Annotated in this window: 12 protein-coding genes and 2 pseudogenes; 7 read left to right on the top strand and 7 right to left on the bottom strand. The window is 58.1% G+C overall.

The annotated features are described in order from the left end of the window. The first annotated feature begins 135 nt into the window (after nt 1–135). Nucleotides 136–2,484 carry a TonB-dependent siderophore receptor gene (locus tag SJI00_RS17530; RefSeq protein WP_322463028.1) on the top strand — a complete coding sequence of 783 codons (2,349 nt, stop codon included), beginning with the start codon at nt 136–138 and terminating at the stop codon, nt 2,482–2,484. A gap of 270 nt (nt 2,485–2,754) precedes the next feature. Here the strand turns inward: SJI00_RS17530 and SJI00_RS17525 are convergent, their stop codons facing one another. From SJI00_RS17525 to SJI00_RS17510, 4 genes are all read right to left on the bottom strand, one after another. Further along, nucleotides 2,755–2,931: a hypothetical protein gene (locus SJI00_RS17525; RefSeq protein WP_322462963.1), complete on the bottom strand. Its 177-nt coding sequence runs from the start codon at nt 2,929–2,931 to the stop codon at nt 2,755–2,757. Between the two features lie 98 nt (nt 2,932–3,029). Then, nucleotides 3,030–3,632 (bottom strand): nuclear transport factor 2 family protein, encoded by a 603-nt coding sequence (locus SJI00_RS17520; protein WP_322462962.1) that lies wholly within the window; start codon nt 3,630–3,632, stop codon nt 3,030–3,032. 233 nt (nt 3,633–3,865) lie between these two features. After that, nucleotides 3,866–4,189 (bottom strand): DUF6966 domain-containing protein, encoded by a 324-nt coding sequence (locus SJI00_RS17515; RefSeq protein WP_322462961.1) that lies wholly within the window; start codon nt 4,187–4,189, stop codon nt 3,866–3,868. Nucleotides 4,190–4,394: 205 nt separating this feature from the next. Further along, a complete protein-coding gene (locus tag SJI00_RS17510) occupies nt 4,395–4,763 on the bottom strand; it encodes a hypothetical protein (protein WP_322462960.1) in 369 nt (122 codons plus the stop codon). A gap of 376 nt (nt 4,764–5,139) precedes the next feature. Here SJI00_RS17510 and SJI00_RS17505 point away from each other — a divergent pair, with 376 nt between their 5' ends. The 3 genes from SJI00_RS17505 to SJI00_RS17495 all read left to right on the top strand — a co-directional run bounded on the left by SJI00_RS17505 (nt 5,140) and on the right by SJI00_RS17495 (nt 9,053). Further along, nucleotides 5,140–5,664, top strand: coding sequence for a sigma-70 family RNA polymerase sigma factor (locus SJI00_RS17505; RefSeq protein WP_416221066.1), 525 nt, complete (start codon nt 5,140–5,142; stop codon nt 5,662–5,664). Then, complete coding sequence (locus SJI00_RS17500) at nt 5,661–6,602, top strand: FecR domain-containing protein (RefSeq protein WP_322462959.1); 942 nt, start codon at nt 5,661–5,663, stop codon at nt 6,600–6,602. The genes SJI00_RS17505 and SJI00_RS17500 overlap by 4 nt, the downstream gene beginning before the upstream one ends. A gap of 99 nt (nt 6,603–6,701) precedes the next feature. Beyond that, nucleotides 6,702–9,053, top strand: coding sequence for a TonB-dependent siderophore receptor (locus tag SJI00_RS17495; RefSeq protein WP_322462958.1), 2,352 nt, complete (start codon nt 6,702–6,704; stop codon nt 9,051–9,053). Between the two features lie 210 nt (nt 9,054–9,263). Here SJI00_RS17495 and SJI00_RS17490 read toward each other — a convergent pair whose 3' ends face one another. Next, nucleotides 9,264–9,551, bottom strand: coding sequence for a hypothetical protein (locus SJI00_RS17490; protein WP_322462957.1), 288 nt, complete (start codon nt 9,549–9,551; stop codon nt 9,264–9,266). Nucleotides 9,552–10,119: 568 nt separating this feature from the next. Here SJI00_RS17490 and SJI00_RS22670 point away from each other — a divergent pair. After that, nucleotides 10,120–10,444, top strand: a pseudogene (locus tag SJI00_RS22670) (transposase family protein); the annotation flags it as partial. Between the two features lie 408 nt (nt 10,445–10,852). Here the strand turns inward: SJI00_RS22670 and SJI00_RS17485 are convergent. Both SJI00_RS17485 and SJI00_RS17480 read right to left on the bottom strand, forming a co-directional pair. Next, nucleotides 10,853–12,358 carry an anti-phage protein gene (locus SJI00_RS17485; protein ID WP_322462956.1) on the bottom strand — a complete coding sequence of 502 codons (1,506 nt, stop codon included), beginning with the start codon at nt 12,356–12,358 and terminating at the stop codon, nt 10,853–10,855. Between the two features lie 194 nt (nt 12,359–12,552). Further along, nucleotides 12,553–13,038, bottom strand: a pseudogene (locus tag SJI00_RS17480) (IS5 family transposase); the annotation flags it as partial. Between the two features lie 11 nt (nt 13,039–13,049). Here SJI00_RS17480 and SJI00_RS17475 point away from each other — a divergent pair. Together SJI00_RS17475 and SJI00_RS17470 are read left to right on the top strand one after the other, a co-directional pair. Further along, nucleotides 13,050–14,051, top strand: coding sequence for an AAA family ATPase (locus SJI00_RS17475; RefSeq protein WP_416221065.1), 1,002 nt, complete (start codon nt 13,050–13,052; stop codon nt 14,049–14,051). A 457-nt stretch (nt 14,052–14,508) separates the two neighbouring features. Beyond that, nucleotides 14,509–15,093: a DUF8453 domain-containing protein gene (locus SJI00_RS17470; protein WP_322462954.1), complete on the top strand. Its 585-nt coding sequence runs from the start codon at nt 14,509–14,511 to the stop codon at nt 15,091–15,093. Nucleotides 15,094–15,147: the final 54 nt, after the last annotated feature.

The following is a 15,147-nucleotide window of genomic DNA, read 5'->3' as shown; positions in this document are numbered from 1 at the left end:
TCAGAGGCTCGTTCGGTTCACCCCTATAGCACTTACTGCCTTCTGGGGATCACCATGCAGCCGCACCGCTCTTTCACGTTTTGCCTGGCGCTCTTTGCGCCCTCGACCTTTTTTGCGTTGGCGCCCTTGGCCCTGATGCCATGCGCCGCGCAGGCGAGCAGCGAACGCGGATTCGACATCCCGGCTGGGCCACTGAGCCGCGCGCTGAATACGTTCAGCCAGCAAGCCGGCATCTACCTGGTGGGCAGCGATGCGCTGGCGCAGGGCCAACGAAGCACTGGCCTGCAAGGGCGTTACAGCGTCGAGCACGGGCTGCAGGTGTTGTTGCGTGGAACGGGTCTGCAAGCGGTTGCACAGGGCGCCTCCGGGTATGTCCTGCAGCCGGCAGCGACGGGTGAAGCAGTCGAGCTGCCTACGACGACTGTGAACGGAGCTGGATTGCCGAGTGCCAACGGACAATCGGATACCGGCTATCGCGCCGTGCAATCGACGGCCGCGAGCAAGACCAGTACCTCCCTGTCTGATACCCCCCGTTCAGTGTCGGTGGTCACGCGCCAGCGCATGGACGATCAAAAGTCCCAGACCCTGACGGAAGTCCTGGGCTATGTGCCCGGAATCTTTGCACCGCCGTTCGCCGCCGGTGACGGCCAGGCGGGCGATCTGTTCTTCATCCGCGGCTTCAATGCCACCGACTATGGCTACGGGCTGCTGCGCGATGGCCTGCGGGTTCAGGGCAACCGTTACGACACCACCAGTGAACCTTACGGGCTTGAACGCGTTGAGGTGTTCAGGGGGCCGACCTCCATCCTGTACGGTGAAAACGCCCCGGGTGGCGTGGTCAATCTGGTCAGCAAAAAACCGACCCAAGACGCCCGCGGCCAGGTGCAACTCAGCTACGGCAGCCATGACCGCCGCCAACTCGGCGTGGACGTGTCCGGCCCCCTCAACGACAGTGGCAACGTATTGGGGCGCATGGTCATGCTCGGCCGCAAGTCGGGCACGCAAGTGGACCACCAGCCAGACGATCGCCTCTACCTCGCGCCCTCGTTGACGCTCAATGTCGACGATGCCAGCACCCTCACACTGTTGGGCACCTATCAGCGTGATCGCACACTGATGGAGTTGGGCTATCCCGCCGCAGGGACGTTGCTGAACAACCCCAATGGCAAGATCGACCAGGACGCGCTTCTGGGTAATCCCGATTGGGACAACTTCGAGCGGGAGACCTGGACGCTGGGTTATGAATTTGCCCATGCCTTCAACGACAGTTGGCAGTTCCGCCAGAACTCGCGGTACATGCAGTCGCGCATCGACCGGCAGGAAATATGGCCTGGAAATCTGAATAACGCCGGTTTCGGAACCCGAGTGACCAATACCGCCTATGACCGCGAGAACAAATCCATCGCCTACTCCCTGGACAACCAGGTCGAGGGCAACTTCCAGTGGGGCAGCATGAGCAACACGCTGCTGCTGGGCGCCAGCCTGGACCGCACATCGTTCAGCCAGAACTGGAACGCCGGTTTTGGCGGCACCATCAACGTGTTCGATCCGGTCTATACCGGGCCGCCCATGACGCCGACGGCAGTACAGAACGCGTTGCTCGAACAGACCCTCTATGGCACCTACACACAATTGCAGAGCCGGGTAGATGACTGGGTACTGCTGGTGGGTGGGCGTTACGACCGGGTCAACAGCAGCTACCGCAACAAGGCCGGCACGCTCAATGCGCCTGCTGATCTGGATTACTGGGACGGGCAGTTCACCTGGCAGGCTGGCCTGATGTACCAGTTCGAAAATGGCCTGTCGCCGTACCTGAGTTATTCCACGGCCTACAACCCGACGCAGCAGGTCTCGAGCATCAGTGGCCCGCTCGACCCCACGACCAGTGAACAGTATGAAATCGGTGTGAAGTACGAGCCGAGCGGTTGGAATACGGCCATCAGCGCCTCGGTCTACGACTTGCGCAAGAAAGACGACTCCCTGTACGACAGCGCAGTTGGCGACTACCGCAATGTCGGACGCAGCCGTGCCAAAGGCCTGGAGTTGGAAGCGACCAGCGATCTGACGGAGAACCTGAGCATTACCTCTGCCTACACCTACACCGATTCGCGCATCACCAAGGATGCGCCTGGTTCGCTGTTGCAAGACCGGCAGACAACTGGCGTGCCGCGCAATCAGATGTCCCTCTGGGCGAACTACCGTTTCCTCGAACATGGCCTCAAAGGGCTGCGCATCGGCGGTGGTGTACGGCATTTCGACAGCACCTTCGCCTACACCAGCCCGGCGCTTTACGGAAAGCTCGACAGCGGCGACGTCACCCTGGTCGATGCCGCGCTGGGCTACGCGATCAACGAGCAATGGCTGGCCGAACTCAATGCACGCAACGTGCTGAACAAGGAGTATGTCGCCGGTTGCAACAATGCGGGCCGTTGCTACTGGGGTGAGCAGAGAACGCTGTTGGCGACCTTGACTTACAACTGGTGATACGAGGCTGGAGAGAAGCCGATCAGCGTGACTGAGCGACTGCATCGAGGGGGTGCGGCTTCCGTCAGGCGGGGGGCCGAACAAGCGTCACAGTTCAACGCGGTAGAAACGGTTGACGCCGAACAGACCGGCGGGCCCTGCTGTGCAACCTAGCGTGCAAACACTCGTTCGTTTGCCAAACCAGCGCAGGGCAGGGCCGAAGTCGAGCAGGTGGTGTGCGGCCCGCTTCTGCGGCCTGGGCGTGCACCGCACGGCCCCAGCCTGCACCGCCTAAGGTTTGGTCGAGCGCTGCCGGCGTTGATAACCGCTGACCACGACCTGCACCAGCATCGCCACCGTGATCAACAGACCGATCTTCCAATTGGCGCTCAGCCCAAAGTGGTCACAGATCGTGCCCACGGCCAGAACGCTGATAAAAATCGAGACGGGTACCAGTAGTTTGTTCATGCATGCTCCGAGCATCGGGCCATCGGGCCATCGGGCCATCGGGCCAACGGGCATGGGCCCCTGTTTGACCGCTTAAAAAATGTTACGGACTACGACGCTTAAAACATCGTGTTGCCATTAGCTGTTTCTGCCGACACGTCCTGAATGACATCCCAGTGCTCGACGATCTTGCCCTGCTTCACACGAAAGATATCCACCACTGCCTGGCCACGGTCATTCGCGCCGTTGGTCGAATGCACGTGCAGGTAGACCAGATCGTCAGCCGTCGCACTGCGCACAATGCGTGCCCGCGAGTTCGGGTGCTCTTTGAAGAAGCCGGTGAAGTAGTCCACGAACGGTGCCTTGCCATCCGGTACATCCGGGTTGTGTTGCTTGTAGTCATCGGTCACCACCTGTGCTGCCAGTGCGACCTGATGCTGGTTGAAGAACTGCTCATAAAACTGGACCACCAGCGCGCGATTGGCCTCTTCTGCAGCCAGGTCGCGTTGCACCGGGCTGGCGAAAACGGCGGTGCTGGCAGCCAGCAATACCGACGCGGCAAAGAGCGACTTTCTCATCAGATTAACCATGCGGATGTTCCTTGCAGTAGGCCGCCGCCACGTGGCGAAGCGTGAGCCGGTCGTTGAGCGGTAAAGCGCTTTGTGCGCTGAAAGGGTAAGGCTATCAGGGGTTCTGCAGAACAGGACAGGGTTACGGCTCAACAGGCGGGCCTCCATCGTCGGTGTCAGCGGGCGTTGGCTATCAGCGGCCTTGCACCACCACCACCTCAAAAGGCTGGATCGGCACACACCGGCATGGCCCTGGGGCATCCGATCTTCTCGGCGGCCTGGCGCTGTTCAGCGTATGGCGGTTGGTAGGCACTCGTTCGTTGTTGCGCCTTGGCAGGGGTGCTCAGTCGCCATGGGCTGCCGGTGCGCTATGGCGCGTGTCCTGATCACTCTGCCGCCCGAGCCTTGCGGATCCGCTGCGCCAAGTCATACGCCTCGCCGCGCAAATCATCGAAGCGTTGATTCAACTCCGCATACCCAGGCTTCCAGGAAAATCCATTGCTGTCGTAGCGCTGCCCCAGAATCAGGTCATTGAACGAGCCCATGCCGCCGTAGGCGGACAGCAGATACCGGATGGCGTCAGGGTCGCCGTCGAGCAGGCGCGCCCTGGCCGTGCGCATCCATCGGCTCCAGTGCTGGTCGCCGTCACGCTCCAACAGCTCGGCCAGTTGTTCGAGGACATGGACCAGTGCGGGGTGTGGGGTCGTCATGCGACGTCATGCTCCTTTATGGGAAAAATGCACTGCACGGCGAAGGGCCTGCACGGCTTCGACTGCCGACAAAAGCGGGCGCTGGAATGCAGCAGGTTGTGGTTCGCGGCCCTGTCAGTCAAAGCTCGCAATTCAAGCACCGACACTTACAACGATCAGTGAACGACAGCCTGGAAAACAGGCTCACCCAGACCGCGAGCGGCCATCAAGCCTGGGCCCACTGCGGGCGGTGTGCAACCAGCCACTGTTCGAAGGGCAGCCAGACCTCTTCAGGGTAATCATCCGGATGCGTTTCATGTCCGATCGCAGCCACCGCCAAGTCCTGGATGCGGATCAGCCAGATGTCTTGGGTGCGGTGGTTACAGCCGAAAGGGCAGTACACCCTGAACAACTGATCAGGGGCCTCGAAGTGATGGGCGTAAAGCGTCGCAATTTCCTCAGGATGGTAAAGCTCGCCATCGCCATGCCTACCCGGGCCGATGCCAGTCAACAGACGGCGATAAAGGTTGGGGATCGAATAACCCAAGTGCTGTTCACAGGTGTCGATTTGCGAGTCTGAAAGGCGATTGATCAAAGCCGGGCATCCTGTCTGTGGAAAAACGGTGCCGTGATGATGACAGTCAAGGCCGGCCACTCAAAGCCTGCGTGCAAGAGAGGCCTGTGTGTGAAGGTCTGTTGAATCGCGTGTGCTGAACACAATGATTCAGCGTTTTGGCCGGCCTATCGAGTCCTGGTTTTGGCCATTATTGCTGGAGTGGTGGCATGGCATTCCATCAGGGGTTCTTCGCAGAACCTGTAGCGTCTTGTTGGGCGTGTTCAAGCCGATAGGCATGCTGTTCAAACCCATGCAGTGACCATGGGATGGCGCATTGCAAGCGATCTCGACCCGCTCTTGCAATCACGCTTCAATCCCACCAATATTGCGAATAGTTTTCATTAACGTGGGCGCCATCGCTGTGTTTCCTCACCACTCGGCACGACAAGACCCTCGCCAGCAGGCGCTGCATCGACTGTTTGGCGAGCACCACAGCTGGCTGCTCGACCGCCTGCGCCTGCGCCTGAACTGCCGCGAGGATGCCGCCGACCTCGCTGCTGAAACCTTTGCCCAAGTGGTCGCGCTGCCCGACCCGCACGCCATTCGCGAACCCCGGGCGCTGTTGAGCCTGATCGGCAAACGCCTGATCTTCGCCCGCTGGCGGCGTAACGATGTGGAGCGGGCGTACCTCGACGCCCTGGCGTCCTTGCCCGAGCCTGTTGCGCCTTCACCTGAGGAGCATTGGGTGGTGATGGAGGCGTTGATGGCGGTTGATCGGTTGCTGGAGGGGTTGTCGTCCAAGGCTCGCGCGGCGTTTCTTTACAGTCAGCTCGATGGCCTGACATACGCGCGTATCGCCGAGGAGCTTGACGTGTCGGTGACGCGCGTTCACCAGTACGTGGTACAGGGTCTGACGGCGTGTTACCGGGGCGTGTCGTGACAGATGTACCGGCAGCGGCGGCGCAGGCAATCGAGTGGTATGCGCGGCGCGCATCGGGCGCGTTCACTGAGCAGGACCAGCTTCACCTCAACCAATGGCTGACCGCCGACCCCAGCCATCTGCGTGCCTGGGACGTGTTGCAGCGGCAATTGAACCAGGCCATCACACCGCTGGTGCAGCAGCCCGCAGTCGTCCATGCGCTGTGCGATGGCGGGTACAGTCGCCGCCGCCTGCTACGCGGGGCACTTGGCCTCGGGGCGCTGGCGGTGGGCGGACAGTTGCTGACCCTGCCCGGCGGCCCCTTGCACGCCCGTTTGCGTGCTGACCTGCGCACCTCGACCGCCCAACGCCGAACCTTCACCCTTGAAGACGGTTCAACCCTGCAACTCAACGCGCAGAGCGCCGTCGATCTGCACTTCGCCCGCGGGCAGCGACACGTGCAACTGCTGCGCGGCGCCGTGCAGGCGCAAGTGCGAAGCGACCCTGCGCGGCCATTCGTGCTGGCCTGCCCGTGGGGCGAGGCCTGGCTCGACAGCGGGCGGTGTCTGCTTGCCATGCAGGCGGGTCAGCCTCAGCTGTGGGCGCTCGAAGGTGCTGTGCAATTGCGCACGCCCCATCACCATCAGCACCTGAATGCTGGCCAGGGCCTGGCGTTCGATGGCAGCCGCTGGCAAGACCTGCCGTTGCGCTACGTCGATGAGCGCAGTTGGACGCGCGGGCTACTCGAAGTGCATGACCAATCCCTGGGCCAGGTGATCGAACACCTGGCGCCTTATCATTCGGGGTTGCTACGGGTCTCGGCCGAGGCGGCGGCGCTGCGAATCTCCGGGGTATTCACCCTGGATGACACGCGCCAGGCGCTGGCTGCGCTCAAGGATGTGCTGCCGTTGCGCATCGAGACCTGGCTAGGCCTGTGGACGAAGGTCGAGCACGCGTAAATTTTTTCCCCTACCCCTGAAAAAATCTCGGGCTCGCGTCACATACCTGCTGAACGCGCCTAGTCCGCGCACTCGTTTCCGTACCTCTGCGAGCCCCCCATGCACTCCAACCTCGTTCTGCCGTTAGTTGCCGGCTGTCTGGTCAGCTTTACCCTGCAGGCGGCCGAAACCGCCCATGACTTCAACCTGCCCGCCGGTGCGGTGAGCACCGCGCTGATTACGATTGGCCAAGTGAGTGGCAAACAGGTGCTGTTCATTCCCGGCGAAGTGGCAGGGCTCCAGGCACCGGCCGTGAAAGGCCGCCTGAGCGCCGACGAAGCGGTGCGTCGGACCTTGATGGGCACCGGCCTGAGTGCGGTGGTGACTGCAAGCGGCGCCCTGAGCGTGCAGCGAACCGGTGACGGCTTGAGCCTGGACACCATCACCATCGACGCCGCCCGCCCAGGCGGTAGCGACGACGTCGGCTTTGTGGCTCAGCGCTCATCGGTCGGTACCAAAACCCCAACGGCGCTGGTAAAAATCCCGCAGTCGGTGTCGGTGGTCACCCGCGAAGAGCTGAACGCGCGCAAGAGCGACAACCTCTCCGACGCGCTCAAGTACACCCCAGGCTTCAGCAGCCAGCCGGCCAGTTTCAGTCGTGTCGCCGACGATTACACCTTGCGTGGCTTCAATGTCGGAGCGGGCACCGGCGGTATCCTGCGCGATGGCCTGAAACTGCAATCCAACCCCTACGACGGCAGCGTCGAAGCCTACGGCCTGGAACGTGTGGAAGTGCTCAAGGGCGCCTCGTCCGTACTGTATGGCCAGCTCTCGCCGGGCGGCATGATCAATACCGTGAGCAAGCGCCCGACCGACACACCGCTGCATGAACTCGGCCTGGAACTGGGCAACTACGACCGCCGCCAATACACCCTCGACCTCGGTGGCCCGCTGGATGACCAAGGCCAGTTCAGTTATCGCCTGACGGGCCTGTGGCGCGACAGCGGCACCCAGGTAGACCATGTTGACGACGACCGCCGCTACATCGCCCCGGCCGTGACCTGGAAGCCCAACGACGACACCTCGCTGACCGTGCTCGCCAGCCACCAGGACACCTACACCGGTTTTTCGCCGCCGATGAGCTACGGGCTCAGCAGCTACAGCAACACGCCCGGCTACAAGATCGAGCGCAACCAGTTCGTGGGCGAACCTGGCTACGATCACTTTTCCAACCGTATGGACACCCTGGGCTACCTGTTCGAGCACCGCTTCAACGACAACCTTGCGGTCAACCACAGCCTGCGGTACTTCCAAGCCAACACCAATTGGGACTACCTGATTCCCCAGGCCGTCAGCGGCAGCCGGCTGCTGCGTCGCTACAGCGCCCGCGAAGAGCGCTCCACCGGCTGGACGAGCGACAACAACCTCAATTTCACCATCGACAGTGGGCGCTGGCAGCACGACCTGACCGCAGGCGTCGACTACTACCACAAAACCTACGACTCACACCGCTTCATCAGCCAGACCCTGGCCCAGCTGGCGCCTTCGCTGAACCTGGCCAACCCACAGCACACCGGCGTCGGCGCCAATACCGCCGCCGACAGCGGCAGCGACTTGCACAGCAGCCAAGCCGGCATCTACCTGCAAGACCAGATCACTTTCGATGAAAAATGGGTACTGCTGCTCGGCGGCCGCCAGGATTGGGTCGAGAGCGCCACCACCACCTTCGCCACGGACGCACGCGCCACCCGCGACGACAAAAAAGCCACGGGCCGTGTGGGCTTGGTGTACCTGGCCGACAACGGCCTGGCGCCGTACATCAGCTACAGCCAGTCGTTCCAGCCCGCCAGCGTCAGCAACCCCGCCTTCGGCAACGCGTTCGCGCCGTTGGAGGGCGAGCAGTACGAAATCGGCGTGCGTTACCAGCCGCCGGGCTCCGATACCCTGCTGAGCGCTGCGGTGTACCAGCTCGACCAGGAAAATTCCCTGAGCCTCGACAGCCTCACCAACACCTACGTGCAGTATGGCAAGACCCGCTCCAAAGGCCTGGAGCTCGAAGCCAAGAGCAACCTGACCGAGAACCTGCAGCTCAGTGCCGGCTACGCCTACACCGATACCCATGTGCTGGAAGACCAGGCCGCGAGCAACGTTGGCAAACGCATCGAGGGCGTGCCGTACAACACGGCCAGCCTCTGGGCCAGCTATCGCCTGGCAAGCGTCGGCCTGGATCAGCTGCGCGTGGGCGCTGGTGCCCGCTACACCGGCACCACACGCACCACCCCGAGCGCCTATGACGGCAAGATCCCGGCCTACACGCTGGTCGATGCCTTGGTCAGCTACGATGTGGACAGCCACTGGCAGCTGCAGGCCAAGGCGCAGAACCTGTTCAACAAGAAGTATTTGTACTGCAACACCACGTGCCGGTATGGGGATGAGCGGAGTGTGTTGGGGTCGGTTACGTATCGGTGGTGATAGGGCAGGGGGGGCGGTTTGGTTGGGCTCTGTACGAAATTCGTAGAAACCCAATCATTGCCCCACAGCCTTGAGGACTTGGTGAATTCTGGTTTTCTACGTGACATCGTTAAATCTCAGGGCTTTCCAGAGCGCCTAGGCGCGCATTACCACTCCAGCGACATCTGACGCCGCTCCGCATCGGGTCTGCGCACCTCATCGCGATGTTTATCAAGCGGGTAGCTCAATGCCTGTGCCGTCCGTTCCAGCGGGCTGTATGCGCTGCAATACGAAGCGGATCAGCGTTTGAACCATCTGCACCTGGTGAGCAGTGTTCACCAGCATCGGCACGCCGGGCTCGCCGGCGTTGGCGCAGATGTATTCGTCGAGGGTGGTTTCAATGCCGGACATGAGCTCAAGGGTGTGACTCAGGGCTTCAATGGCACTCAGTTCTGGATTGATCAGGTAATAGTTGCAGGCGTGTTGAGCGTGGGGCGGATCTGGGACCGGCTTTTTCATCAGACAACTCCTTGCGGGCTTCAGAGAAAACCGCAACCCAACCTTCTCACGGGTTTGGGTGGCGGTCATACGCGGGGTGAGAAACCGAGCGAGCAAGGAGCCTCGGCCAGACCGAAGTCTGCCCGCGCATGACCACCATGAAGGGAGGCCGAACTTACTCGAGACGGGTTCTCACACCCGGTCGCCGAAGCGACGCGGTGGACGTTAGTCCTGAAGCATTTCCCCGACAACAGCGATAGTTCGGCTTGGTGTGTAGGATAATTCGCCGGCGCTTTGATCCTGAAGTATTTGGTATCAGATTCGGAAACTTCTTACAGGTTCGTGGTGGGGAGGGGTTGGGCGGGGGGCCCGTTTGGCTGAACCATGAAGGCGCATTCGGCGGCCCCTTCAAGGCGAGAGCCAGATGCATATCGTTTGTTATTCCCAAAAAAATGGAGTACCGACCGCCGCGCTGCCATATACAGACGTTTACAGGTGAGCAGGGGCGCGAAGCGTTGTTGGCAGGAGTTGATCCGATACCAGCTATGCGCAGCCGCTGCTCGAGGGCGTCAGTACTTCCTAAGCTTAGCGTGGGCGACCTCGCAACCGCTGCAAGTGGCTGCTCGCCGACAAAGACTAAGACGCAGAAGCGCTACGTCAGTACTGCGGCCGCTGCCGCATGCAGTCTGTTACCGATGCGCTCGATCAAGCGCGAGCCAAGTCGGACTTGCCAAGGTTGTTCCGCCGGCGTAAGTACCGACAAAATAATATCATCGAGCATATGTTCGGCTGGTCGAATGAGAGCCGCCGATTCGTAACTCGCTCTGACAAATTCGCAAAAGAGTTATACAGCAATGGTTTCGCCGGCCTGCTCCATGCGATGTCTACGGCCCCTTATTTCGGATAGAGCCTAGATCTTGTAGAGGTGTTTGCTTTGGGTCGAAAGCAGCCAGCCTTGAGCAGCTTCTGTCGAGCTATCGCGTTTAGGGCGGCAATCGTGCCAATAACAGACCGCAATTTCCTGTGTTGAGATGAGATGTTAAATTTTTTCCCGGTGTCTATAGCTCTTCAATCCCGGCTAACAGATAGCAGTGAAACATCGCAGGATTTAGTTATTATCAGTGACAGTGCTTGCTCTTAAATTGTTCTGCGAGGCTAATAAGTCGCGGGCTGTTAAAGGGCAGTGAACGGGTCGCCAGCTCGGCCGCCCATTCAACTGGAGTAAAAGAAAGCTTAAGATTTGAGGTCAGTAAGCCGACAAGAAATATATGTCAGTCAAATTGCTCGGCCGAAAACTAGTTGGTCATGGTGAGATTTATTTATTAGCCGTCATCTGCATCTTCTCCAACCGTCGCGTCTAGCTGCTCTCTGATAATATGGGCAACTCGCGGATCGGATATCGCATATTTGTAGACAGGTTTACCGCCCGCCTCGCTAGGCGAGTCGCCGTCACGTTTTATTAATCCTGAATTCTCCCAATCCCTAATCTTTACGCTCGCAGCAGGGGCGCTGATTTTAAATTTAGTTTGAACATCCTTGCTGACAAATTCGAGCTTTCCTACTCTATAGATCTGTTGTAGTGTAGCTCGCTCGTACCAAGTGCCAATTGTCTCTGTACAGTATCTATCGATTCCTATTTTCACTGATTCGGCATTTAGCAGGCCTTCAGTGTTGCGAGCGTCATGCTCTCGAATTATTATTTCTAAAAGTTTAATCAGCTCGCGCGGCGATGACACAGATATAGTCATTATTCGGTCAGCAGTAGCGTCGGTTGCCATGTCTTCAACAAATAGATCCAGAAAATCAAGCCTGCCATTTGAGAAATAATCAACACGCTTTGTCAGCATTTCCCTCAGTTGATCTTTCTTCCAGCTTATGTTTGCATGGCTGATCCTGTCGAGACGGATTTTATGCTTCTCGTTGAATTGATGCTGTACGGAACTCCAAAGAAAAAGAATCCATGACAGACCTTTTATTTCAACGAGTTGCGTATTGGACAGAAGGGGGTGAATTAGTTTCGCTGTTGCTTCAGAGGAACTCATGGTCGCGGTGGTTTCATCCAGTTTGTCTACCATTACACAAAGTCCGGAAAACTCGAAAACCTGACAGAACTCGACCAGTTTTATTAAGATGGCTCGCGATGTCTGTGGCGATGAGCCGACTAGGCTTTTTAAGAGTTGTTCCGCAGGACCTGAAATATCTATATCGTCAGATCCTGCCGCTCTTCTTGTAAATACGCTTAGGATCGTTGAAGTGATTTTGCTGAGCGACTCCCAGCGCTTTTCTGTCCACGCCAAGCTTTTAGTTACCCATGCGCTATTCAAAATTTCGAATGCTTCATGAGTCGATAGCTCTCGATCAAGATCATTTTTTGACAAATAAAATCCTTTCACTAGAGCGAAAATTAGCGTCTTATCTTGTGCGGTAAGGTTATTAAGCTTTTGCGCCCGTTGATCCTCTGTCAAGGATGATAACCAAACTAGCATTTGCTCGATCGAGTAAAAAGCTGTTAGCTTTACTACGTCGAGATCGGTTAGCTTATTTTGCTTAAATGGCTCCTGAAGCTCGGTAAAGTCTGTCAAATAAATCAAAAAAGGTTTTGAGTTTTCGGCTTCTGCCCAAATTTCTTTGAAAACAGTAAGCCGAGTGGCACTTTTCCCTGCTCCACGGTCCCCAAACAAAATAAATGAGCTAAGACTTTTGACTTTTTCAGATATTTTTTCTAGGTAAGGCGGTCTCACTGCATACAGGCCGATTTCAGGCTCAGTTTCCGCTGTGTGATTTTCGAAAGGATTTTGTGTGAAATTCAAGTCTTGGAGAAAGGGCAATGAGGTCATCCTTGAAATAGTCGATATCTTCTATCGATGTGGTTTGTGTCAGTGTATTTACAGCGGTGCGAACCATCAACGCAAATTCTACGTTATGCATCCCAATCTTTACATATGTCAAGTGGATAAGGGCAGCAAAGATATCTTGGGGCACTCAATCATCACTGCGGCCTCTGCTGGGGCTCGATGATCGCCTAGGCTCTGTCCGAAAAAAGCCGTCGTATACACAGCATGGCACAAGCCAACGAGACCATCGCGGCATAACTTTTTGCGAGCTTGTCGAAGCGCGTGACGATCCGGCGGTTCTCTTTCAGCCAGCCAAACATGCGTTCGATGATGTTGCGCTGTCGGTATTTGGGCCGGTCGAACAGCCTGGTTAAGCCAGACTTGCGCTTGCGCTTGCGCTTGATCAAGCGCAACGGGTTGCATTCGATATTGGTCGCGGTAGCGGCGTAGCCCTTATCGGCAAGCAGACATTTACAGCGCTTACGCGGGCGGCCACGTTGGCTCGATGGAATGCTGACCTCGTCCAACAATGATTGTGCGTAGCTGATGTCACTGGCTTGACCGCCAGAGATAAGGAAGCGCAACGATACCCCGTTGGCGTCGCAGAGCATGTGGATTTTGGTTGTCAGGCCGCCATGACTGCGGTCTAAAGCGTGATCGGGTTGATGTGACCCTATATGATGTGATGAATGTCGGCTTGGAACCGGTACGCCATTCCGTAAAGCCGTGGATGCCGTGCCGGCGTGTCACCTTGTTCGGAGGTCATTGGGGAATCGGTAAGTCGAGTCTGGCCCTAGCTATCGCTGCGCATGTGGTGTGCGGTCGGTCGTTCGCCGGCATGGAGGTTGAGCGGTCGCCCGTCCTATTTGTGAGCCTTGAAGATAAGGCCAATATTTTACGGTTTCGCTTGCGCCGGATAATCGAAGCATACCGCTTGCCGGCTGCGCAGGTGTTGGCTGGCTTGCGTGTGCTGGACGGAACTCATCGTGTTGCCGCGCTGATGACCGAAGGCGACAGCTTTGACGCAGTCCCGATCTTCACGCCGGCCTTCCGTGAACTTTCGGGCCATGCGGGAGGGGCAGGGTTAATTGTCATCGACAATGCTTCCGACGCCTTCGGCGCAAATGAGAATAGCCGACGCACCGTACGCACCTTCGTGCGCGGTTTGGCCGCTGTTGCTCGTGAGCACAATGCCGCTGTGGTGCTGCTGGCGCATATCGGCAAGGCCGCCGCCAAGGGCAGTTCCAATGGCAACAGCTACAGCGGGAGCACCGATTGGTATAACAGCGCCGGTTCGCGTTTGGCATTACTGGAAGAAGATGGGGGGATTCTGCCGACGCATGAAAAGGCCAACCTGAGCGCACGCGCCGAGCCAGTGCCCATAACGTTCTTGGATGGCGTACCTGCGTCCGAGGCTGGCACACAAGGTGACGGAGTGACCGCCGAAGACTTGGACCGCTCTGAGATCATTCGGGTGATGAAGGCGGCCCATGATGCGGGTATCAGCGTGCCGGCCAGCACTGTCTCTGGCGCTCATTCGGTCATGAAGGCGTCGGATTCGCTAACAGAGTTCGGGGTAAGTCCGGAGAGCAGCGCGCCGCACGCGCCATTACTGCGCTTATTCGTGTCGTGCACATTTGGCGCGTGGAATTCAAGACGGTCCAGCGAAAAATCCGCGAACGCCTAGAGCTGGCCAACCTGCCGAAAGTGGCGCCGAGCAGGTTGACGATACGTCAGGCCCGAGGGCTCCAAGTGCGCCGCGCCACCCCCCTATAACCCCCCTGCGCATCGGCGCAGTACATTGGGATGCTTGTGCAATCGCGCCAAGCACCAAAGGCGCAGCGCCGATCACCATCGGCGCAAAGGAGAACGTTCTTGATTTGGTTGTCAGTCCTAAACAGGCTCAGCGTCCGGTAAATCTACCTTCCGAACTCCAGCATTAAGCACAATGGTGTCCGCATTTTTAAGCGGACGCGATCACGTTTATCGTCTAGATTTTATGCGCCGACGAAGTTCTTATCCCAAAAATTTTAGAGGTCAGATCGTTCAGGAATGCCTTCAGCCTGGATGCCGTCATTAACCACGGCATTGCTTTGATATATTGACACCCTTGGCAATCGCGCCGCTTCGCAGAGGAATGAGAGATGGGAGTAGCTGAGTGGATATCGATTTTCATGGCTGTGATTGCTGTCGCTACTGCAATGGTCACATATGCCGTTTTCCGGTCGGCCACTGATCCGGTGGTGATCGTCTACGCCCAGCCCGATTTGCAGAGACCGTCAATCATCAATCTCATCATTGAAAACATTGGGCGGGGCGCGGCTCACACGATCACCTTTCGTACAAGTCGTCCACTGCCTCATCAGGCATTCGGGATTCAGTCTCCGGAGAAAATGCCGGAGGCGATGACGTTCGGCGTCATATTGGACGGGGTGCCATTTCTCGCGCCTGGACAGCGAATCTGCATCACTTGGGGGCAGTACGGAGGATTGACGAAATATATTGCCGACAAAGCTATCTGTGTTGACTCTTTTTGCTATCGGGGCCGGCGCAAGGGACTATTTGCCAAAAAGCTTCAAGCGGCGTCGAATTTGGACGTAAGGATGTTTGCCAGCTCTGAGTCCTCGGAGCATGGATTCGGACCGGATCTGGTGAAACAGTTAAAAACCCTCAATAGCACGATGACTTCGATTGATAGACGCTTGCGGGAGAGATCATTACCTGATTGATCTCGCCCAATGTGTTGGCTGGGTAGTAGCGCTGATTTGACTAGCCCTTTGCAT

It is taken from the genome of Pseudomonas gebzensis (assembly GCF_034427815.1).
In the GTDB taxonomy this organism is placed as follows: Bacteria; Pseudomonadota; Gammaproteobacteria; order Pseudomonadales; family Pseudomonadaceae; genus Aquipseudomonas.
Note: the sequence above shows the minus strand (reverse complement) of the source record. Positions and strands in the feature narration are given on the sequence as shown.